This window comes from Paenibacillus sp. FSL H8-0261 (assembly GCF_045040645.1).
Classification (GTDB): Bacteria; Bacillota; Bacilli; order Paenibacillales; family Paenibacillaceae; genus Paenibacillus_AQ.
In genome coordinates this window covers 701518-724297 of sequence record NZ_CP150297.1, presented here as the reverse complement: position 1 = coordinate 724297, position 22780 = coordinate 701518, and the positions used below count along the sequence as shown (strand labels likewise).

Sequence of the window (22780 nt, the reverse complement as noted above, 5' to 3'; positions counted from 1 at the left end):
TTGAATTTGCGTTCTAAGTATAGGATAAGCCCTCGACCGATTAGTATTGGTCAGCTCCATGCATTACTGCACTTCCACCTCCAACCTATCTACCTCGTCGTCTTCAAGGGGTCTTACTAATTGGGAAATCTCATCTTGAGGGGGGCTTCACGCTTAGATGCTTTCAGCGCTTATCCCGTCCGTACGTAGCTACCCAGCCATGCTTCTGGCGAAACAACTGGTGCACCAGCGGTACGTCCATCCCGGTCCTCTCGTACTAAGGACAGCTCCTCTCAAATTTCCTGCGCCCACGACAGATAGGGACCGAACTGTCTCACGACGTTCTGAACCCAGCTCGCGTACCGCTTTAATGGGCGAACAGCCCAACCCTTGGGACCTACTTCAGCCCCAGGATGCGATGAGCCGACATCGAGGTGCCAAACCTCCCCGTCGATGTGGACTCTTGGGGGAGATAAGCCTGTTATCCCCAGGGTAGCTTTTATCCGTTGAGCGATGGCCCTTCCATGCGGTACCACCGGATCACTAAGTCCGACTTTCGTCCCTGCTCGACTTGTAGGTCTCGCAGTCAAGCTCCCTTATGCCTTTGCACTCTTCGAATGATTTCCAACCATTCTGAGGGAACCTTGGAACGCCTCCGTTACTCTTTAGGAGGCGACCGCCCCAGTCAAACTGCCCGCCTGACACGGTCCCCGTACCCGATTAGGGTACTAGGTTAGAACCTAGATACGATCAGGGTGGTATCCCAACGGCGCCTCCACCGAAGCTTGCGCTCCGATTTCTACGGCTCCCACCTATCCTGTACAGATCGTACCCAAATTCAATATCAAGCTGCAGTAAAGCTCCATGGGGTCTTTCCGTCTTGTCGCGGGTAACCTGCATCTTCACAGGTATTAAAATTTCACCGGATCTCTCGTTGAGACAGCGCCCAAGTCGTTACGCCATTCGTGCGGGTCAGAATTTACCTGACAAGGAATTTCGCTACCTTAGGACCGTTATAGTTACGGCCGCCGTTTACTGGGGCTTCGGTTCATAGCTTCGGGTTACCCCTAACCACTCCCCTTAACCTTCCAGCACCGGGCAGGCGTCAGCCCGTATACTTCGCCTTGCGGCTTCGCACAGACCTGTGTTTTTGCTAAACAGTCGCTTGGGCCTTTTCACTGCGGCCCCCTCGTGCTATTCACACTACCGGGGCACCCCTTCTCCCGAAGTTACGGGGTCATTTTGCCGAGTTCCTTAACGAGAGTTCTTCCGCGCGCCTTAGAATTCTCTTCTCGCCTACCTGTGTCGGTTTGCGGTACGGGCACCTTCTCCTGGCTAGAGGCTTTTCTTGGCAGTGTGAGATCATGACCTTCGCTACTATAATTTTCGCTCCCCATCACAGCCCAGCCTTAATGATGTGCGGATTTGCCTACACATCAGCCTCACTGCTTAGACGGACATATCCATCAGTCCGCGTCACTACCCTCCTGCGTCACCCCATCGCTCATAGCGGATTACGGTGGTACAGTAATTTCAAACTGTTGTCCTTCGACTACGCCTTTCGGCCTCGCCTTAGGTCCCGACTTACCCTGAGCGGACGAGCCTTCCTCAGGAAACCTTGGGCTTTCGGCGGATCAGATTCTCACTGATCTTTTCGTTACTCATACCGGCATTCTCACTTGTATGCTGTCCAGCGCTCCTTACGGTACACCTTCAACCCACATACAACGCTCCCCTACCCCAGATACATACGTATCTAGCCATAGCTTCGGTGGTGTGTTTAGCCCCGTTACATTTTCGGCGCAGAGTCACTCGACCAGTGAGCTATTACGCACTCTTTCAATGGTGGCTGCTTCTAAGCCAACATCCTGGTTGTCTGTGCAACTCCACATCCTTTCCCACTTAACACACACTTGGGGACCTTAGCTGATGGTCTGGGCTGTTTCCCTTTTGACAATGGATCTTAGCACTCACTGTCTGACTCCCGGCAATAAGTATATGGCATTCGGAGTTTGACTGAGCTTGGTAATCCTTGCGGACCCCGCACCCAATCAGTGCTCTACCTCCACTACTCTTATACCGAGGCTAGCCCTAAAGCTATTTCGGGGAGAACCAGCTATCTCCGAGTTCGATTGGAATTTCTCCGCTACCCCCACCTCATCCCCGCATTTTTCAACATGCGTGGGTTCGGGCCTCCAGTGCGTGTTACCGCACCTTCACCCTGGACAGGGGTAGATCACACGGTTTCGGGTCTACGTCCACATACTAAATCGCCCTATTCAGACTCGCTTTCGCTGCGGCTCCGTCTTCTCGACTTAACCTTGCATGTTAAACGTAACTCGCCGGTTCATTCTACAAAAGGCACGCCATCACCCATTAATAGGGCTCTGACTTTTTGTAAGCACACGGTTTCAGGTTCTATTTCACTCCCCTTCCGGGGTGCTTTTCACCTTTCCCTCACGGTACTGTTTCACTATCGGTCGCCAGGTAGTATTTAGCCTTAGCAGATGGTCCTGCTGGATTCATACGGGGTTTCACGTGCCCCGCACTACTCGGGATCCGTCTCGGAGAGAACACAGTTTAGGCTACAGGGCTTTTACCTCTATCGCGGGCCTTTCCAGACCTCTTCGCCTACCATATTCCTTTGTAACTCCATGTGAGACGTCCCACAACCCCTAAGAGCAAGCTCTTAGGTTTAGGCTGTTCCGCGTTCGCTCGCCGCTACTGACGGAATCACTATTGTTTTCTCTTCCTCAGGGTACTTAGATGTTTCAGTTCCCCTGGTCTGCCTCTACATCTCCTATGTGTTCAGAGATGAGTAACTGCGAATTACCACAGCTGGGTTTCCCCATTCGGACACCCCCGGATCAAAGCTTGCTTACAGCTCCCCGAGGCAGTTTCGTTGTTCGCCACGTCCTTCGTCGGCTCCTGGCGCCTAGGCATCCTCCGTGTGCTCTTATTAGCTTAACCTTGATTTTTCCTAAGAAAAATCTCACTAATAACATTTACTTGTTTACACAAGTTGCTAAAAGATGTTCTAAAACGCAAATTCGTTTCGGTATCCAGTTTTCAAGGATCAAGTCTTACTTGAGAGCTTAAACTCTCAAAACTGAGCAACGAGTGAGTAACAGGCCTAAACCTGAGATTTTGGAAGTTTAACTTCCGATTTGAATGTCTTCATTGCAGAAGACGATTCTCCATAGAAAGGAGGTGATCCAGCCGCACCTTCCGATACGGCTACCTTGTTACGACTTCACCCCAATCATCTACCCCACCTTCGGCGGCTGGCTCCCTTGCGGGTTACCCCACCGACTTCGGGTGTTGTAAACTCTCGTGGTGTGACGGGCGGTGTGTACAAGACCCGGGAACGTATTCACCGCGGCATGCTGATCCGCGATTACTAGCAATTCCGACTTCATGCAGGCGAGTTGCAGCCTGCAATCCGAACTGAGACCGGCTTTGATGGGATTGGCTTCACCTCGCGGTTTCGCTTCCCGTTGTACCGGCCATTGTAGTACGTGTGTAGCCCAGGTCATAAGGGGCATGATGATTTGACGTCATCCCCACCTTCCTCCGGTTTGTCACCGGCAGTCACTCTAGAGTGCCCAGCCTTACCTGCTGGCAACTAAAGTTAAGGGTTGCGCTCGTTGCGGGACTTAACCCAACATCTCACGACACGAGCTGACGACAACCATGCACCACCTGTCTCCTCTGTCCCGAAGGCCGCCACTATCTCTAGTGGATTCAGAGGGATGTCAAGACCTGGTAAGGTTCTTCGCGTTGCTTCGAATTAAACCACATACTCCACTGCTTGTGCGGGTCCCCGTCAATTCCTTTGAGTTTCAGTCTTGCGACCGTACTCCCCAGGCGGAGTGCTTACTGTGTTAACTTCGGCACCAAGGGTATCGAAACCCCTAACACCTAGCACTCATCGTTTACGGCGTGGACTACCAGGGTATCTAATCCTGTTTGCTCCCCACGCTTTCGCGCCTCAGCGTCAGTTACAGCCCAGAAAGTCGCCTTCGCCACTGGTGTTCCTCCACATATCTACGCATTTCACCGCTACACGTGGAATTCCACTTTCCTCTTCTGTACTCAAGTCACCCAGTTTCCAGTGCGACCTCAGGTTGAGCCCAAGGTTTAAACACCAGACTTAAATGACCGCCTGCGCGCGCTTTACGCCCAATAATTCCGGACAACGCTTGCCCCCTACGTATTACCGCGGCTGCTGGCACGTAGTTAGCCGGGGCTTTCTTCTCAGGTACCGTCACTCCGATAGCAGTTACTCTACCGGACGTTCTTCCCTGGCAACAGAGCTTTACGATCCGAAAACCTTCATCACTCACGCGGCGTTGCTCCGTCAGACTTTCGTCCATTGCGGAAGATTCCCTACTGCTGCCTCCCGTAGGAGTCTGGGCCGTGTCTCAGTCCCAGTGTGGCCGTTCACCCTCTCAGGTCGGCTACGCATCGTCGCCTTGGTGGGCCGTTACCCCACCAACTAGCTAATGCGCCGCAGGCCCATCCCTCAGTGACAGATTGCTCCGTCTTTCATTCTTCCTTCAGGAGAAAAAAGAAATTATCCGGTATTAGCTACCGTTTCCGGTAGTTATCCCAGTCTAAGGGGCAGGTTGCCTACGTGTTACTCACCCGTCCGCCGCTAAGTTACTTTGAAAGCAAGCTTTCAAAGTAACTCCGCTCGACTTGCATGTATTAGGCACGCCGCCAGCGTTCGTCCTGAGCCAGGATCAAACTCTCCAATTAGTATTGAAAAGAGCGATATGCTCATTTTGAAACATCTGACGAGAAAATTAATTCTCTAATTTTGGATTTCACTTTCGTGATTTCCTACTCACTCGTTGTTCAGTTTTCAAAGATCAAGTTCTCGTTGGCGCCGTTTAATGTCTCAGCAGCAACTCTTATAATATATCATGTTGTTCTCAGTAATGCAAGCTTTATTTTTCGAAAGCCGTTTATATAACTCTCTCAAACATTGCCTGTACGCTGTCTAACAACGCTTAACTATAATAACCTATCTATTCATAGAAAAGCAACCCCTAATAGAAAAATAAACAACTAGCTTAATAATTAAGCTGGTTGTTTATTTAATAGAGTTATGAATTTATCGATGCAAATTAATAGTATTTTGCTGCAGTATACTTACTTGAAGCCTTAATAAAATCCGTATTCTTCTTACTCTTCGCTGACGATGCATCTACCGTTGTATCAATAGTAACCCATTTCCCATCCATCAACACTTCATTCCATGCATGGTATTGCGTAACGTAGCTAGTATTCCCCATCACCAATTTAGCAGGCACATCTACACTACGCAGCATTGCGGCAAAAAGAGAAGCATAGTCATAGCAGATTCCTTTTTTAGTATTCAAAGTGTTGTTAATGTTCGGAATGTAATCTGTTGTTACGTTATTAGCAAGAGAATAATCGTATTGTACATTAGCAACTACATAGTTATAGATTGCCTTAACTTTCTCTTCATCTGTAGTTTTGCCTTTTATAAGCTCTTTTGCCTTAAGGATCGCTTTATCAGAAGAACTCCATTTCACATTCTGTACGGAGCCCAAATATACGGAATTCGAGTCACTCATGGTTACGTCTACTACTTCGGAATATAACGCTTTGTATTTATTGCCGGTTGTGTTCTCAAGAACAGAAACCTTATAAGTACCATTACCTTGTTGTAAAGGGAAGTCCTCAGCTTGTCCAGAAGCATATAAGTTATATGTATAGCTGCTGTTGTCTTTAGTGATCATGAGTTTGATTCTTTTATCTTTCGGAATATCATAGTTAATTCCAATAACACCTTGAGCCACTTTCGATGTAATCAACCAGCTTGCATCTACACTTGCGGCTTGAGCTGTGCTTACCGGAACCGCAGTAATCAGTACGAACAGCGCCACCATCATAAAATAAACCTTTTTCACGGATAAAACCCCTTTCGGTAGCTGGCTGCCATCCTTTCGGGAAGGCCCTTTAGCTTTGCGTCCCTACCTTTCGATAGGTTTGCCGTTATCGTATAAGCTCTATCTGTTCTAATTTCACTAGACAAATTAACAGAATCAGTCCAAGTAGAAATATGAATCTAAGATTCTTATATATTTTATAAAAACAAAAAAAGCCTCTTCATTCGGTAACTGGCTGCCATCCTTACGGGAAGGCCCTTTAGCTTTGCGTCCCTACCTTTCGATAGGTTTGCCGTTTATCGTGTTTAGCTTTTATAGTCTTATACTACCATATTTATCCTCGTAAACAAGAACAAAATTGCTAGATTTACTATTATTTTATAGTTATTTCTCTGTATTTGAATTCTCTTGTTATTTCTCGTCAACGATTAGGAAAGCTTGGCATGAACAATCAAACGATGTGTAGGATCTACTAGTGGGTCACACGTAATTAGAGTAAGAATTTTATCTTTGTTATTCCCGTCTAGAACAGACACATCACTAGGAAGTACAACAGAAATATCATAAACCTCGTAATTATAAGTCTGATCGCTAGTCTTTACCGTAATCGTATCCCCAATCACAACCTCATTCAGCCTGTTAAACAATCTGCCCGTAGTTCTAGCTCTATGTGCAGCTATTGCGGCGTTCCCTATTTCTCCTATTGGAGTTGTTTCTTTCATATGGGCCGCGGCATGCTTCATATTCGCTTTAGTAGCCCCTTCTAATACAGGCAGCTTCAGATCGATCTTATCGATCTCAATTAATGCGATAACTTTGCCACCCACTTCAATTTCTGGTTCCGGCTTTTCTGTTTCTTGCGGCTGTGCTTGTGCATCTAGAGCTGATTCCTCCGCTAGTAGCTGAGTGACCTCGGCATATCTGCTCTTCAGATCAGGTGGTGGAGTACTTTCACTGGTGCTCAGTTCAGCCGATTCTAATAGCTTATCCTGCTGCCAGTCGTTATACCATTCGTTAGCTTTTGGATAGAGCATGATAAGGATCCCCGCCAGTATGAGCACATACGAGAATTTACGCATGATTTTCACCTCCGTAGATTGTTCTACTGAACTTTAGAATACCCATTTACGACTTCCGAAGAAGTTAATGATCACCGTCACAAACGTTACTAATACCTTAGAGATCAACACTTGAATGCCTAGTTTGTCAGTCAACAGATGCATTAGCAACAGCGATATTCCGAGTACCACCAGATTCAGTACGATAAACTTCAGCAACTGCGTCTTATCAAAACCCTCTTTATTGCCACGATCACGATCCTTGAAGGTTACTTTTTTATTCAAAATAAAGCTGTTCGCTGTCCCTGCACTATAAGAAATCACCTGTGCCAACGCATATACCATCCCAAGTGAGTTCAGTAATGTGAAGATTACGAAATCAATGAGGGTGTTTACCAGACCTACAGCATTAAATTTGAGAAACTGTATGAAAGCAGTCCGAAAGTTCTTATCTGACATCTTTGTAATCCTTCCGGCGATCCACTTCTTCTTCGTTACGATATCCTATAGTCTCACTGACAATATACAACGGTCTATCCTTAGACTCGTCATAAATCCGTCCAATATACTCACCGATTACACCTAGCAGCATCAGAACGATACCGTTAAAGAGCAAATTGACCCCTACAATGGAAGCCCAACCTGGAACCGTCCATGAGGTGAAAAAGATTCTTTGAAACAATACGAAGAATAAATAGAGAAAGCTGGAGAAGGAAAGAAAGAATCCGACATACGTAGCAATCTTAAGTGGTTTATGCGAAAAGGAAGTGATCCCATCCAGCGCAAAACGAATCATTTTCTTAAGAGGATACTTAGTTTCTCCTGCAAATCGTTCTTCCCGCTCATATTCCACCATCGTCTGCTTGAAGCCGACCCAGCTCACTAAACCTCTGACATATCGATTTTTTTCCTTGAGACCTCGCAAGACATCACATACCTTACGATCAATAAGACGGAAATCACCTGTGTCCGTGGGAATGTCTACACTTGTCATGCTGCTGAGCAATCGATAAAAGATCTTGGCCGTTACCTTTTTGAACATCGTTTCTCCACGGCGCTTCAGCCGCTTCGCATACACAACGTCATAGCCCTCTTTCCACTTCTCGATCATTTGCAAAATGACCTCCGGTGGATCTTGAAGGTCAGCGTCAATAACAACAACCGCTTGACCTTCGGCATAGTCCATGCCAGCTGTAATTGCTACCTGATGTCCGAAATTACGCGAGAAGTCAATTAGCTTGACGCATTCATCCCGATCACTGATCTCCCGAATCATCTGGGCCGAACGATCACGACTTCCGTCATTAACGAAGACTAGCTCATAAGTATCGCCGCATTCGTCCATTACTTTTTTCAAACGTTCATAAGTAACGCTAATTACTTGCTCCTCATTGAACATGGGTACAATTACACTATATCTGGCTTTCACCTTTATTCCTCCTAAAAGCTTTATGGAGCGTTACATCTTTCTGTACTTCATAATAACGCTGTAAGCATAAACTTATTGTTATAGATATTGTTAAAAAATCTTAGAAAACCCAAGATGGGAACCAACGCAGCATATCCTTCACATAATCTCCGCTTACCTGCATCCCTGACAGGACAGGATAGAACGCGACAAAGAGCAGTAAAGCAACAGCCACATAGACATAACTAACATAACGAGCCTCAGGATATTTACTATCTAGCAACTTCATTATATATACAATACCAAGAATCATAAAAGGCACCATAGCAAAATAATGGTAGATAAAGGTTTCCCTTGGGACAAGCATCCACGGAACATATTGTGAGAAAAAGGCGATCCAGATCATATAAAGGGTCTTATCTTTGCGTTTCAGTGTAATCCACAGTGTTGCCAGCATTGCGAAAATCCCCGTCCACCAGATAAGCGGATTCCCCATAGTCACTATACTGCTGACCTGACCTTGCGGCAATCCCTCACTGCCACTGAAGAACCAGACGGGTCTCTTCATAAACGGCCATTGCCACCAGGAGGAAGCAAAAGGATGTGTAGCTACAAGCTGACTGTGATAGTTGTACATGTTCTTTTGGGAATCAATCAAGCCTTTTATAGTAAAGCCCTCTGCGGATGCAGATAAACCCGGAACAAAAGATAAACTATAAATAATGACCGGTATGATTACGAAGAATGCAACACAACTTGCTAGCGTAATAATGGTATTCTTCCAGAACGAATTTACGGCTTCGCGACAGGTACCCAGCAGTTCCTTATCTTTGATCTTCCCTTCCGCGAGCAACCGTCCCGATGCTTGGTATTCTCTGTAGCGCTCGAAGAGCGAGATAGCTAGCATAATGGCCAGCCCAGCTCCTCCGTACAGTACAATCCACTTGGAGGCGACACCAATTCCGAAGAATAGCCCGGACCAGAACAACGGAATTAGCGTTTTTCTTAAGGGCTGCCTGAAGAAATTCATAGTGTAATATCGCTGCATGAAATAAAACATTAACATGATGAAGAATACTCCGTATACATCGATCGTAGAGATTCTTGTTTGTGTGAAATGCATGAAATCCAGTGCGAACAATCCAGCTGCAAGTGCTGCGTATTTGCTCTTTTTAAAGAGACGTAGTGCCATTACATAAATGAGAGGCAGCATGGCAATCCCGAACAATGTTCCGATAATACGCCAGCCGAAAGGATTAACTCCGAACAGTTCCATCCCTACTGCGATCAATAGCTTGCCTAGTGGTGGATGCGTGTTCTCATAAGGCACAATCCCGTGTGTATATTCATAAGCTGTCCGTGCATGGTAGATCTCGTCAAAATAAGTGCTATTCATAAAGTTAGAATATTCAGGGATGAGTGACTGCTCGTCAAAAAGATTGGCAGGCTCTCCTCTTTTAGCGACTGCATTAGCATCCGGTGTAACACCGGCTATAGAAAGAGGTACTCTTTCGCCTCCCTGCTCATAGAAGGCCATTTCATTTAAAGTGAACCCTGGAGATGTAACTGTAAACTTCACGTATCTTGCTGCAACGTTCAGAGGTTGGCTTTTCCAGATGAAGACATTCCCAACATCCTCGCTTACATCCAGCGGACTACTCCAGACCTCAGGGGATTCACTGAATTCGAGCTTAAACTTCCCGGTACCTACGCCACCGAAGATATTCACGCGTTCCAATTGTTTGCTCTGTCCTAGATCTACGTAGAAGCTTTCACCGCTGGCAGCTGGCTCCCACAAGGTCTCTGGAGATTTAGTAGAGCCTAAATTATATAAAGCAATTGCCGCGTAAACGGCAGTAATGGCAAGAATACATATCCAATCTATACGCTTAAACTTCATCGCTTAAGTCTCCCTCCCTTCTGGTGCGGTCTTATTTGCTCGACGACTTTAAGGTCTTCTTCATATTTTTCTTCAGGTGTTGGTGGTGCTGGAAGAGGCTTTACTCCCCCACGAACATACACGTCGTAACCGATATAGAGCATGTATAGCAATAATAATAGGTTAGCAATAGAAGTGACCAAAACGATTCCATCTGCACCTGGATTTACACCTGCATTTAGATGGGTCAACGTATAAGCCACATTGATATACTGCGTTAAGCTGAATCCAAGAAATAAGGATAAAAACCTACGATCCCGACTCGCTATATAAGTGAACATACATAGAATAACAGCAGGGAACATATAACGTTCATGCATTTTGGTTCCAAGCACAAAAACTACTACAATGAGCGCCATACCGATAAAGTAGGATTTGGATAAATCCAAGCGATCTTTTTTGAAGGAATAAAACGTTGCTATGGCTACTGCCACTAAAATAAATATGAAGCCCCATACACGGTAAGTAATACCTAACCAAGTTAGGTCAAGAGATGACCACATCGGGTCAGTCAGTGCATATAGATTAAATGCATTCACAGAAGAATAGGGATAGGAAGATAACGTACTCTTATACAGATTAATAAGGCCAACTAAACCACCGTTATTCCAGAAAAATGGTGCCGCGAGCAATCCGAATATCCCTAATCCATACAAAGCTCCAAATCCAAGCTGCTTCCAAGCACGGTGATGATAGAAAGCAAACAATAATACCGGTGTGAATATTAACGATTGTGGTTTAATTAAAGTTGCTAATGCAAACAAAATCGCGGATTGAACAAACTTTTTGTTCGCAGCGCCATGGATACTGAGCAACAGGAAAATCAAAAAGAATGAATCCGCTTGTCCCCACGCCGCTGAATTAACAAGCACCGCCGGATTAAACAGAAATAATAGCGTTAAGCCAAAAGCAATCCCTGAGCCGAGTTTTTTGCGGGACATTTGATATATGAAGTAACCCAATACCAAATCAGAAATAATCGCTGGCAGTTTGAATAGCAGATTCTCTCCACCCGAACCATGCGCAAAGCCAAATACACCGCGAATAAGACTAAGCATGTACAAAATGTACAAATAACCAGGAGGATAATCGGCAAAATACCCTTCTTCATAAAACTTGCCTGGACCTAAATCAACCATGCGCTGACCCCAAGCTATAAAGGTATTCATGTCGTTCTGATAGCCTTGAGCAGTCAGACCAATCCAGACCCTTAGGATAAAAGCAACCCCGATGGCAATGCTCAGCCATTTGGAATAGACATTCTCAGGTTGCTTCATAAGCTTCTCACTGCGGAATGCCTTGGTATAAAGCACTGCAAAAAATACACTGAAAAGCGCTGAGATCAGCAGCATCTTGGTTGGAGATACCTTATGTGGGGTATCCGCTTTTTTGCCACCAGCATCCTGACTAACTGCTGCACTATCCAGCGAAATGACGTTGGCCCCTTCAGGAGCAGCGTCTAATTTTTCTACAGACAAATCATCAAAATAAGCTTTACCTTGAATCAAGCTGGAGTAACCTCCCAAACTTGCACCTATGCCGAATTCTTTCTGCTTAGGTCCTGTCTGGCCTATGTATTCAAGATACTGCCACTCTCCTGCCGTATCCGTTACACTGGGATAACCCCCACCTACTCCAACGGCAAGTATATTAGCGCCCATTCCCTCGCCTGCGGTACTTACTACTTTGATCCATCCAGAGATTCTATAATAGCTGTCCGGCGTCGCCTTAATCGTCTGCACCCATTTCAAATGATTGGGCTCGATATTCTCAATGACTGCCGCTTTACTACCGGAGTAAACCTCGTCCGATTGGATTGAAAGTATGCCCGAGTTGTCTCCAGAAATCCACATATCCTTAGTCCAGTTAGAAGGAGCATCCTCTCCTCCCTCCTCAAATCCAGGGTTCTGCAATAGATTTCCATCTGCATAAATGCTTGTTACAGGAAGCAAAAACAATAACAGCATCAATACAGTCATTGCGGCCGTACGTGTACTCTTGATCATCGTTCCAACCTCACCTCGTCTATATTAATCCAGCCTTTACCGCCTTTAATAAAAATTTCAGTTTGCTCATTCTGACCGATAGATACCATTGGAAGTGTAAGCTCTTGATAAACCTCACTAGCAGGTATTTCAGCCTCCGCCCGCACTACGCCATTAACTCGGACGCCAACCCTTCCTTCTTCTCCACCGGCACTAACCATTATACCAAGCTTATATTCTCCAGGTTCTGCTATTCTGATAGATTGTGTAATCGTTTTGTCAAATCCCGGATCAAGATAGGCCAGATAACTTCCATTATAGGGATTATTGGTCGCCACACCCGTACCGGATGAGAAGCTCCAGCCTGATATCCCCTCTTCAAATCCTCCATTTGTAAATTCCGAGATTCCCTCTACTACCCCAGTCTTAGCGGTCACAACAGTATAGTTGGCAAACCGTTTAACCGAATAATTATCGCTTTCAGCAGGAATGGGATCACCATTCCACAAGATATATGTCGCTGTCTCTCCTGGAACTATGCTTGAATATCCAAATCTATATCTCCCAAAGGAAGACACCTGCTGAAATGCACCTCCAGGATTAGAATAATTAACGGTTGCTAAGAAATCATGGGGATTGATCTGCTCATAAAAAAGCACATAAATATAAGGCATATTAACTTTATCAGTCACGTAGATGTTCCCAGCACTCTCTTCAGAAGCATATTGTATGGCCTCACCGAAGGATTCATAGAAAGCTGGTCCTATCTCTTTGGGATAATCACGGAAATAAACTGTAGTGAACAGAGAAAAAAATAAGCTAAAGGTTACAGCCGACAGAATTCCTAATACTTTTACTTTCTTGCTTAACCACATAAACCCTGCAACAATCAGCAAAATGATTGGGTAGAAAATTACATTCATCCGATTAATGTTTACGTTCGTAACAAAGGTCATCAAAACGGAAACAAACAACCAAAGTAAAATAACGAGCAGTCCCGTCCGCTCACGACCACGGTTCCGTATTGTCGTTAACATAAATATAAGTCCTATAAGTACAAAGGGTAACGCAATAGGATACGCGTATCCATAAGGTGAAATCGAATTCCAAGGCAAACCATCAGATCCGCTAATTAATATCTTCAAAAATTCCCGGAAATTGCTTAATGTTGTATGTAATAGTTGCCCTCCGAATATAGAAGTTACCTGTTCCACACGCGGTGTTGTCAATCTCGGAATTGAGAACAATGGGGTCAAAATCCCCTCTAGCGACAATCGATTGATCATAATAAATAGGAAGATTGGGAGTGCCATTAATATAAACAGAGCACAGTTCCATAGAATGGTCCGAAGCTTTAGTGCTCTTGTATAGAATAGAAGAATTCCAGCACCTAAAGCAAATATCGGCACAAAAAAATAGGATGTTCCATAGGCATAAAGTGAAAGGGCAAGCATAATTGTAAAGCCATAAGACCACTTCGGAATTTGAAATGATTTAAGTAACATATAAACGGAGAACAGAATCAGGGTGGGGAATAAATTAGATTCCAGTGCCCATCTTGACATCATAATATGCCAAGGATTAATTGCGATAAAAAACATCGCCACAATACCAGCAGTTCTGGAAGTAAATAGCTCTTTGGAAAGAAGATAGAATACGAGCATACCCAGTAGACCCATGATTAAGCTAACAGCACGTACAGACATTGGAGTGAGTCCGAACAATAATATGAAAGGCATTGATAAGTAAGCATAAAGTGCATTCTGTCCGCTTCCCCAAGCAATGAGGTGAATAGGTAAATGAATACCATTGCGGTCTATTCCATAATGAAGAATAGCGTAAGCATCATAACCTATAGATGCCTCATCCTGATTCAAGCCACCTGGAATCGAACCAAAGTAAAAAATGCGAATCACAGCCCCCAGCAAAAACAATAAAAGAGGCCAAGGATTACCTTTAAAATAAGAAGACCAATTGCTAAATCTTGTGGACAACATTCATCACCTCTTCAACAATATAATCTAAATATTGGATGATGGAAAGGAAGAACATCCAACAAGTTAAATAGGAGAATACATTATCCAAAATAAAAAAAACGGCCCCTTCAGTAATGAAGGAGCCCGAGATGAATTTCAGAAATACTGTATATATGTTAGCCCTCGCTACCAAGGAATACATAACGGAGAACGATCAGAATCGCAAGTACCCACATCATCCAGTGAATATCGTATTTCTTCTTACCCGCAAGGTTAGCAACAGAAGCAAGGATTACATAAGTTACGATACCAAAGGAAATACCGTTAGCGATATTATAAGTGAAAGGCATGATTACAAGTGTTAGGAACGCCGGAATCGCAACAACCATATCTTGAAAATCGATTTGACGGATCGATTGTGCCATCAGCACACCTACGACGATCAATGCTGCGGCTGTAGCAGATCCAGGAATAAGAGCAACCACTGGAGCAAGGAACAATGCAAGCAAGAAACATACGCCAGTTGTTACAGCTGTAAGACCTGTACGTCCACCTTCAGCAACACCTGCCGCGCTTTCTACAAAAGCAGTAGTAGTCGAAGTACCCAGTGCAGCACCACCTGCTACAGCAACTGCATCGACAAACATTGCATTACCTACACGTCTATTACCTTCTTCAGGGTTATCCATAATACCAGCGCGTTGAGCCGTACCTACAAGTGTACCAAATGTATCAAACAACTCTACAAATGTGAAAGTTGCAATCGCTGAAACAATACCTGTGTGCAGGATACCATCCCAGTCAAATTGGAAGAAGTTCAATTGTGTGAAGTCAGGAACCCAAGGCGTTGCCGGACTGGACAATGCGCTGAAATCAACTACGCCCATCAACATACCAGCGACAGTTGTTCCCAAGATACCGAATAAAATCGCACCTTTAACGTTCAATACCATCAGGATAGAGATTAGAAGAAGTCCGATAATTACCAATTGGACATTGGAATTCTCTAGGCTACCCATGTGAATGATAGTTTCAAAGGAAAGGACATCTGTGAAAGTGTTAGCAGGAATGTCTTTACCGGCTTCAACACCAATCGTCATGAGTCCACTATTCTTAAGACCAAGGATCGTAATGAACATCCCGATACCTACTGTAATCGCATGTTTCAAGCTGTCAGGAATTGCAGTTAGTAAGATCTGTCGCACTCGAGTTACAGTCAGCAAGATAAAGATCAAACCGGAAATAAATACAGCTGTCAGACCCATTTGCCAAGTGAATGGATGCTCTGATGTGGCGGAAGATAGAATTACGGAAGCAAAATATGCGTTAAGTCCCATACCAGGTGCCAATGCCACTGGAAAGTTTATGAACACGCCCATTGCGATGGTGAAAATACCTGCTGCCAGCGCAGTCGCTAGAAATACAGAATACCAGCCCATATCAATACGGCCAAATGCTGTTAAAGTACTCGGATTAACCGACAAGATGTAAGCCATTGCCATGAACGTGGTCAAGCCCGCCATGATCTCTGTACGAACTGTGGTACCGTTCTCTTTCAACTTGAAAAACCGATTCAAATTGTTCTCCCCCTAAGGTATGTTGTGTGTCTGACAGCAACAAAAAGCCGGTATCTGTTAGACACCGGCTCGAAAAAAAGAGTAGCCTCCCATGACCATAGTCCTAAATTAAGGACAATGCGGGGTTGCTCTGCTCTTCTTAATCGTAGCCAGGTCATTACGGTGACCTCGTAGAAACTTCCAGGCCAATTCCCGGAAATATACGAAAGAATTATGTTGTTGTGCTCTATCATTTTAGGTGGACATCATATAAGTTGTCAATGATAAAAAGCGAACATTTTCGACTTTATTTTTTCCATTGTTCGTAAATCATACATTTTCATGCTTGTATCTACTATCAAACTCGTTCTTGCAATGCAGCTTATTAACTATCCGATCACTTTTTATATGGGTATATTTCACTATGTTTCTAGTTATTGATCTTTAGTGTACTTATAACTATGCCAAGAATTAGCTAAATGCCCTATTGCTAAACAAACTACTGCAATACTCAGCCAAATAGATTTTCCCCAAATCGCTGCCAATCCGAATGCACATACTGGGAGGACTGCCATCGGGATCGGAATAATTCCTAAAGGGTCCCATAACAATTTATATTGCCTCCCCTTAACGATATATCGAATCCAAAGACCATAATAAATAGCAATAAACAAGACAATAAAGACAGCAATTACGCCAAGCTTTACCTGTTGAAAGTTATCCTGTGACATCGCAAGAATACCTATACAACCCAATTGGCCTGCTCTCTCCAAGAGGGTATAGATTGGTCCTGCATCTCGCAAACCCGAAGGTACATTTTCAGGTGGAAACTTAATCATTAGCAAACTTGGGGCAAGAAGGATTAATGCCATTAGTGTGCCGAGAAGAGAAAATCCCATGTTAATTTCTCCCTATGATAGATTTTTCCCATTTTATCACATTCATATTGAGCAGCTATATAGCGTCTATCACATTTTTTTGAATACAAAAAAACCAACAGCCCCTTGTTCAATAAGGAGTTGCAGGTGTTTGTTAAGACTCTATCGCAAAAAATCCTTTGAGAAAAATTAGCGAGTGGATGCCCAAAAGGCCAAAGCAAACATTGTCCAGTCATTCATCACGTGCACTATAAACGATGTCCATATATTTTTAGTCTTAAGATATGGATATAGCAGAACGATCCGTGCAATACCAATACCGAGAATAGCTTGGACAATATTCCAATTATACGTTGGTAAATGGTATGCCCCAAATAAAATAGCTGAAACTATGCAGGCTAAAATTATAGCAGACTTTCTACTCATCTTAAGTTTCTTAACTCCAAATGATAGCACGACCAAGAATGGAAGTATCGTGATTAATTCTTCACCAAACAGCATCGGGATCGTTCTCAAGAAGAACGGAATTGCATCAGCAAAATTACCATTGAAACTATCGGTTGCGGGATTAGCGCTCGTACTAAACAATTTCGTAATAAGGAAACCGACAATACCTGTCACAATCAAATTCGCAACGTAAGTTCCAAGAATTAAAAGAATATCTTTAGCTACTAATTTTCTGAATAATGATGTCCATTGACTTCGTGCCACAAAGATTACTGCTGCTAAAGGAAAAATCACATTCATAAAGGGCTGTACATTGGGACCTCCAAACATAATAAGAAACAGAGCAAAACCAACCGCGACAGAAACGAGAAAAATGAGGCTGCTCTTCAAATTTAGACTAGGCGATGACAGTTCACTGTAGAACGGGAAATCATCATTTTTACGCTCAAATCTGAAAAAATCACTTTTATTATTCATAATAAATCAAATCCTTTCAAGGAAATATAAAACTTATGCTTCCATTAATCCATCTAACGTACTTACATCATAATTGCTTTTATGTCCCATTACGACAAAGGTCTTATAAATAGGACCTTAAATTGAAGAAATTTCCAACGGATTCGATTTATTTGATAATATTTCCAATCAGCTCAAAAAACCACAATGAGTAGACTTTCAAATATCAAAATTTCGTAATCAAATTAGATTCTCTCTGAAATATAATAAAAGCTCACGATTTCAATAAGAGGGTGGCGAACGAATTGAATACCTACGGTGAGGTTGTTCGAAATATACGGACCAATAAGGGATTAAGTCAAAAAGAAGTGTATTTAGATATTATCTCGAAATCATATGCCATTGAATTTGAAAAAGGAAACCATGAGATCACATTAAGACTGTTAGAACAAATTTTAAATCGACTTATGATGGGGATTGATGAGTTTTTCTACATTTATAGAGGTTATAAACTATCTAAACACGATACATTTACCAACAAATATTCCAAAGCTGGAAACAATAACGATCTCGAAGCATTAATTGAGATTTATCAAGAACTACATCAGAGAGAGGATCTGACCTCAAAAATTCATCTGGCAGAAGTCAGGTCTCGTATAAGATTATTGAAGCACTTTAACTTGACGGGTCAGTTTGAGAAGAATGTCATTTTGACAGAAGATATCGAGACGATCACTAACTATCTCAACAATCTGCAATCCTGGACCCTCCAAGAAATGCAGCTGTTCACAAATACTTTAAATTACATAGATTACGATCAAAGAGATATACTCTTTCAAACGCTTATTAAGTCTATGAAAAAATATGAAGCTCACGAACGCGGACGAGATGTCATATGTGTAATGCTAACCAATATGATTTACGAATTAATTATGATCAATCAAATAAGCTATGCAGAGATCTTACTAGAGAACTTAAATAATATTAGCAGTCCTCAATATCAAACGCTGTTCTTTAAGATTGTATATAAGTATTATAACGGTCTAATTAAAATTAAAAGGAACAGTAAAGAAGAAGGGACGAAGCTTGCTCAATCAGCAATCGATGTATTATATGAATTTGGTGAGCCCTATCAAGCAAAAACATTAGAGTCTATATTGTCACAGATCTTACAATAGATTTTTAGCAAAAGTCCAGTATTTAAGACTTTCCAGCTAGTTGGAAATACATAATAATCTAGTAGAACTTAATTTATAATAAAAAAGTCGAAAACCCTAAACTACAAGGTTTTTCGACTTTTTAAGTCTATTCCCACTTCATCATTACTTCTTATTTTAGATAAGCTTGAGCAGTTGATCTATTCGTTGAAGCGTAAAGGTCGCTTCCTTGCTGTTCACCGCGTCACCTACCGCTGCAACTTCCATTCCTGCATGGACGCCTGCTTGCACTCCGGCTACCGCATCTTCGACAACCAGGCATGCGGATGCATCACATTCCAGCTGACTTGCCGCGAGCAAAAATACTTCCGGGTCCGGCTTGCTTCTTGAGATTTGATTACCGTCGACTACGACGGCGAACCAATCTAACAAGCCTACTTGTTCAAGAATGAACCGCGCATTCTTACTGGAGGACCCTACAGCGGCGGCGACCCCCTTCACCTTTAATCCTTCCAAGGTCTCCGTTACACCGGGTAAGATGTCAGCAGGTGAAAGCTGCTCCAGAAACTTACGATAAATCGTATTTTTCTCCTCTGCTAACGATTGCTTCTGCTCATCTGTAAATTGTTTGTCCGAAGCACCGGATAAAATAATATCCAGACTCTCCATGCGACTCACACCGCGCAATCGGTTATTGACATCCTCATCGAAAGGAATGTTCAGCCGATCTGCTATTTGCTTCCAAGCCTTATAATGAAAATGATCCGTCGATACCAGTACACCGTCAAGGTCAAATATAACGGCACGCATCATAGTCTGGCTTCCCAATAGCCGCAGAACGGATCGACCGGATTGGTTCCTTTAAATTCAGATTTGCCTTGGATTTTGTCAACGATCGCATTCAAGGAATATTCATTTCCTGAGTATGCATTGATGAACGTCGGAATACGCGGCACATCCTGCAAATGGAAAGGGTTCGCCACGGATACGAACATCGTTGGCAATTCTTTAATAAACCATGGAATATCCCCACCATATGGCGGTGTATAGTTAATCCGCAGATCTGTCTTATTACTCGCTGTCGCGTAGTTCGCGAAGTAAAGCGCGAAGTCATATTGTTTCACATAATCCCGAACCGACATGAACATGGCTTGCATGTCCATCGGATCATGGACGGTAACTTCAAATCCAGCATTCCGCAGCTTCTCTACGAATGGCTTATGGGTTCCTCCCGCGGAGAAGCTTCCTTCCTCATCACCTAACACGACGAGCAGCATTCTCTTATGCGTTTCCGGTGTAACCGGTAGTAATTGCTGCGTATCTTTCACTAATGTTACGGATTGGTCGGCGCAAGCCTGTGCCCATTGGTGATGTTGCTCAGAACCAATGACCGCTAAAACTGACTCATCAGGAACCAAGGTATTCGTACGAGCTTGCTCATGCAATCTTAAAGATGCCTTCAAGCCAAGAATACGCGTTACAGCTTGGTTCAAGCGTTCTTCCGTCAGAATGCCGTTACGAATGCCGCTTAGCATATACTCTAGATCTTCCTCAAAGTTCCGATTGAAGAGGAAGATATCGCATCCCGCAGCAATCGCTTTTGGTACAGCCAGCTCACGACGTTCTGCTATTGTAAATCCGGCCATTAACGTGGCATCACTGACGATAACACCGTTAAAGTTCAGCTTCTCGCGCAGCAAATTTTGTAGAATTTCTGACGACAACGAACTTGGAAGCAAATCCTCATCCTTTAATTCTGGATTAAAATGACGTTGGTAGGCTGGCTGCATAATGTGTCCGACCATGACCGTATTAGCACCTTCATCAATTAACGTCTGATATACATGTCCAAAAGTCGCATCCCACTCTTCTGTGGAGAGTGAATTTATAGATGTCAGTAAGTGCTGATCCCGATCATCGACCCCGTCACCCGGAAAATGCTTAATCGATACCGCCATACCGTTCTCGTGGGCTGCCTTCATGTAAGCAAGTCCCATATCAAGCACGGTCTCTGGACGATCACCGAAGGTACGAACATTCGTAATCGGATTGCGGAAATTCATATTAATGTCGACAATTGGTCCAAAGGACCAGTTCAATCCCACGGCTCTTCCTTCACTACAAGCCACAGTCCCTAGCTTATACGCCATATCCGGATCATTTGTAGCCGCCACTTGAAGCTGCTTCCCGAAGTAAGTGCCTTCCGTTGCAACCCCATCTCCCCCATTTTCCAGGTTCGCTGCGAGAAGCATCGGTATCTTACTGTTCTCCTGCATGGATTTATGCGCTGAGCGGATCTCTTGCGCTGGACCCGGACGATACATTAATCCGCCTGGCTGGTATTTTTTCACCATATCGATCAAAGCCGCGTTGTCACCCATCCCTACCGGGCAAAAGAGCTGTCCGACTTTTTCTTCTAACGTTAAGCCTTCTAATGTTTCTTGTACCCATGTAATATCTTGTTCGTTCAGGTTAAATGGTTTCTTCGTCAAATCTACTTGATGTAGCATATTGTTTTCTCCTCTCGATATCCTTGAATTTATAATGCAATGTTATTGCGTGCTTTCAAATCTGCTAGCATTTGACTCTCATCTTTATCTAAGGTATAGAACAATAGTGCGATAATGGCTAAGACGTAACAAACAATAGGAATCCAAATAAAATTTAGTTCGATGGCCCGCAATGCCGAAGCCGTCTGCACTGCTCCCGCTTTATAACCGCTAAGTCCAAGCATCCAGGCGGATAACGCGCCGCCAATACCCATACCGAACTTTACACCGAAGCTTGAGGAAGCTGTCAGCAAGCCTTGTGCACGAACCCCTGTTTTCCACTCGCCGTAATCCACGGTATCCACGATCATAATGAACAACAATCCGCCTGCAAAACCGCCACCAAGACTAACAACGACGCTTCCAGTTATTAGTAATGTGATGCTGCTCGCTTGATCTCCCATGAACATGATCAGTTGACCGATAATTGAAACGATTAATCCGAATATCATGATATTCCGTTTACCTAATTTTTTGGTTAAGGACGGCACGATGACTAAGGTCAAGATCATGACTAGGTTCAAGCCCATTACCATTGGAATCAGGTCAGGTCTTTCAATTTTATACGTGAAATAATAGGTTGTCGTCTGGGTCTTCATGATGTTCGCCACCCAGAAAATAAAGTTTATAAACAACATGATTGCCCACGGCCAATTGCCTTTGATCGCTTTCATGCCCTCTTTGACCGGTAAAGATTTCTGAGAAGAAGCGGATACTACGCGCTCTTTCGTATTGAAGAATGCATTGATGAACAGCACAAATGCAATTGATGCAAAAATGATCATCGTCCAGGTAAAGCCTTTGGCATCATTGCCTTGCCCTAATTTATGAACAATCGGCAATGTAAAGGTCGTTACGGCAATCGTCCCTACCATGGCAAACAGGACACGAATCGTACCAATAACCGTTCTCTCTTGCGGATCACTCGATAGACTGGGCAGAATAGAAGTGACCGGCAAATTGATACCTGCATATAGAATCCCTAACAGGATATAGGTCACGTAAGCATACACAATTTGTCCCGACGGACTAATATCCAGTACAGAGAACGTTAGCACAGCGATAACGGAAAATGGCAAGGCTAACCATAGGAACCATGGACGCGATTTTCCCCATCTGGTATTTGTCTTATCGATCATGATCCCGAAGAAAGGGCTGTCAAAAGCATCGATAACCCGGGCGATTAAAAATAATGTACCTACAGCAGCCGCACTCATTCCGATCGAATCTGTGTAGTAGAACAACAGATAGGTTGTTACTACTTGAAAGACGAGATTGGATGCAGTATCGGTAAGTGAATAGCTGATTCGTTCAAACCATGGTACTTGTTTGGTTGACATATGTGTTTACCTCCTGCTCATTATCATGCTTTCATTATAGTAAGCGCTAACAACAATAACTTCCCGCTATTTATCCCTGTTCCATCGCAAATTTAACCTCTTTGAAACCTACTTAAGCTTTGTGGAATTGT

Annotated in this window: 14 protein-coding genes, 2 rRNA genes and 3 riboswitches; of the genes, 1 reads left to right on the top strand and 15 read right to left on the bottom strand. The window is 43.7% G+C overall.

What is annotated here, in order from left to right; genetic code table 11:
* Positions 1-20: 20 nt before the first annotated feature.
* The 12 genes from MHI27_RS03200 to MHI27_RS03145 form a co-directional block, all read right to left on the bottom strand.
* Positions 21-2949: ribosomal RNA gene (locus tag MHI27_RS03200) — 23S ribosomal RNA — on the bottom strand.
* A gap of 233 nt (positions 2950-3182) precedes the next feature.
* A 16S ribosomal RNA gene (locus MHI27_RS03195) occupies positions 3183-4740 on the bottom strand.
* Together the 16S and 23S rRNA genes form the textbook arrangement of a ribosomal RNA operon.
* A 371-nt stretch (positions 4741-5111) precedes the next feature.
* Complete coding sequence (locus MHI27_RS03190; protein WP_405175556.1) at positions 5112-5921, bottom strand: transglutaminase family protein; 810 nt, start codon at positions 5919-5921, stop codon at positions 5112-5114.
* A 13-nt stretch (positions 5922-5934) separates the two neighbouring features.
* A riboswitch (cyclic di-GMP riboswitch) is annotated at positions 5935-6015 on the bottom strand.
* A gap of 108 nt (positions 6016-6123) precedes the next feature.
* A riboswitch (cyclic di-GMP riboswitch) is annotated at positions 6124-6204 on the bottom strand.
* 124 nt (positions 6205-6328) lie between these two features.
* Complete coding sequence (locus MHI27_RS03185) at positions 6329-6979, bottom strand: class D sortase (RefSeq protein ID WP_042184724.1); 651 nt, start codon at positions 6977-6979, stop codon at positions 6329-6331.
* 33 nt (positions 6980-7012) lie between these two features.
* On the bottom strand, positions 7013-7417 hold the full coding sequence (locus tag MHI27_RS03180; RefSeq protein ID WP_042184722.1) for a GtrA family protein: 405 nt from the start codon (positions 7415-7417) through the stop codon (positions 7013-7015).
* Positions 7407-8387 (bottom strand): glycosyltransferase family 2 protein, encoded by a 981-nt coding sequence (locus MHI27_RS03175; RefSeq protein ID WP_076285851.1) that lies wholly within the window; start codon positions 8385-8387, stop codon positions 7407-7409. Before MHI27_RS03175 ends, MHI27_RS03180 begins: the two co-directional genes overlap by 11 nt.
* A 100-nt stretch (positions 8388-8487) precedes the next feature.
* A complete protein-coding gene (locus tag MHI27_RS03170) occupies positions 8488-10266 on the bottom strand; it encodes a phospholipid carrier-dependent glycosyltransferase (protein ID WP_405175555.1) in 1779 nt (592 codons plus the stop codon).
* Complete coding sequence (locus MHI27_RS03165; RefSeq protein WP_405175554.1) at positions 10263-12311, bottom strand: glycosyltransferase 87 family protein; 2049 nt, start codon at positions 12309-12311, stop codon at positions 10263-10265. The genes MHI27_RS03170 and MHI27_RS03165 overlap by 4 nt, the downstream gene beginning before the upstream one ends.
* On the bottom strand, positions 12308-14287 hold the full coding sequence (locus MHI27_RS03160) for a hypothetical protein (RefSeq protein ID WP_405175553.1): 1980 nt from the start codon (positions 14285-14287) through the stop codon (positions 12308-12310). The genes MHI27_RS03165 and MHI27_RS03160 overlap by 4 nt, the downstream gene beginning before the upstream one ends.
* A gap of 155 nt (positions 14288-14442) precedes the next feature.
* The gene (locus MHI27_RS03155) at positions 14443-15843 is read right to left on the bottom strand and encodes an NCS2 family permease (protein ID WP_042184716.1); all 1401 of its coding nucleotides are present in this window, start codon (positions 15841-15843) and stop codon (positions 14443-14445) included.
* A 126-nt stretch (positions 15844-15969) separates the two neighbouring features.
* Positions 15970-16069, bottom strand: a riboswitch (purine riboswitch).
* Positions 16070-16256: 187 nt separating this feature from the next.
* Positions 16257-16721: a hypothetical protein gene (locus MHI27_RS03150; protein WP_405175552.1), complete on the bottom strand. Its 465-nt coding sequence runs from the start codon at positions 16719-16721 to the stop codon at positions 16257-16259.
* Positions 16722-16889: 168 nt separating this feature from the next.
* A complete protein-coding gene (locus tag MHI27_RS03145) occupies positions 16890-17624 on the bottom strand; it encodes a CPBP family intramembrane glutamic endopeptidase (protein ID WP_042184712.1) in 735 nt (244 codons plus the stop codon).
* Positions 17625-17896: 272 nt separating this feature from the next.
* Between MHI27_RS03145 and MHI27_RS03140 the strand changes: the two genes are divergently transcribed.
* Entirely contained in the window at positions 17897-18781 is an 885-nt protein-coding gene (locus MHI27_RS03140) for an Rgg family transcriptional regulator (protein ID WP_339244676.1), read from the top strand.
* Between the two features lie 156 nt (positions 18782-18937).
* Here the strand turns inward: MHI27_RS03140 and pgmB are convergent, their stop codons facing one another.
* The 3 genes from pgmB to MHI27_RS03125 are packed head-to-tail and all read right to left on the bottom strand — an operon-like array spanning position 18938 to position 22649.
* Complete coding sequence (pgmB, locus tag MHI27_RS03135; RefSeq protein WP_339244673.1) at positions 18938-19573, bottom strand: beta-phosphoglucomutase; 636 nt, start codon at positions 19571-19573, stop codon at positions 18938-18940.
* Positions 19570-21270, bottom strand: coding sequence for a glycoside hydrolase family 3 protein (locus MHI27_RS03130; RefSeq protein ID WP_405175551.1), 1701 nt, complete (start codon positions 21268-21270; stop codon positions 19570-19572). Before MHI27_RS03130 ends, pgmB begins: the two co-directional genes overlap by 4 nt.
* Before the next feature lie 29 nt (positions 21271-21299).
* Entirely contained in the window at positions 21300-22649 is a 1350-nt protein-coding gene (locus MHI27_RS03125; protein WP_405175550.1) for a glycoside-pentoside-hexuronide (GPH):cation symporter, read from the bottom strand.
* Between the last annotated feature and the right edge of the window lie 131 nt (positions 22650-22780).

What these genes read in the sequence shown, in the direction of transcription:
- MHI27_RS03160 (WP_405175553.1), bottom strand. Translation starts at nt 14,287, where the DNA reads ATGTTGTCCACAAGATTTAGCAATTGGTCTTCTTATTTTAAAGGTAAT.
- MHI27_RS03180 (WP_042184722.1), bottom strand. Translation starts at nt 7,417, where the DNA reads ATGTCAGATAAGAACTTTCGGACTGCTTTCATACAGTTTCTCAAATTT.
- pgmB (WP_339244673.1), bottom strand. Translation starts at nt 19,573, where the DNA reads ATGATGCGTGCCGTTATATTTGACCTTGACGGTGTACTGGTATCGACG.
- MHI27_RS03150 (WP_405175552.1), bottom strand. Translation starts at nt 16,721, where the DNA reads ATGGGATTTTCTCTTCTCGGCACACTAATGGCATTAATCCTTCTTGCC.
- MHI27_RS03145 (WP_042184712.1), bottom strand. Translation starts at nt 17,624, where the DNA reads ATGAATAATAAAAGTGATTTTTTCAGATTTGAGCGTAAAAATGATGAT.
- MHI27_RS03185 (WP_042184724.1), bottom strand. Translation starts at nt 6,979, where the DNA reads ATGCGTAAATTCTCGTATGTGCTCATACTGGCGGGGATCCTTATCATG.
- MHI27_RS03165 (WP_405175554.1), bottom strand. Translation starts at nt 12,311, where the DNA reads ATGATCAAGAGTACACGTACGGCCGCAATGACTGTATTGATGCTGTTA.
- MHI27_RS03170 (WP_405175555.1), bottom strand. Translation starts at nt 10,266, where the DNA reads ATGAAGTTTAAGCGTATAGATTGGATATGTATTCTTGCCATTACTGCC.
- MHI27_RS03130 (WP_405175551.1), bottom strand. Translation starts at nt 21,270, where the DNA reads ATGCTACATCAAGTAGATTTGACGAAGAAACCATTTAACCTGAACGAA.
- MHI27_RS03125 (WP_405175550.1), bottom strand. Translation starts at nt 22,649, where the DNA reads ATGTCAACCAAACAAGTACCATGGTTTGAACGAATCAGCTATTCACTT.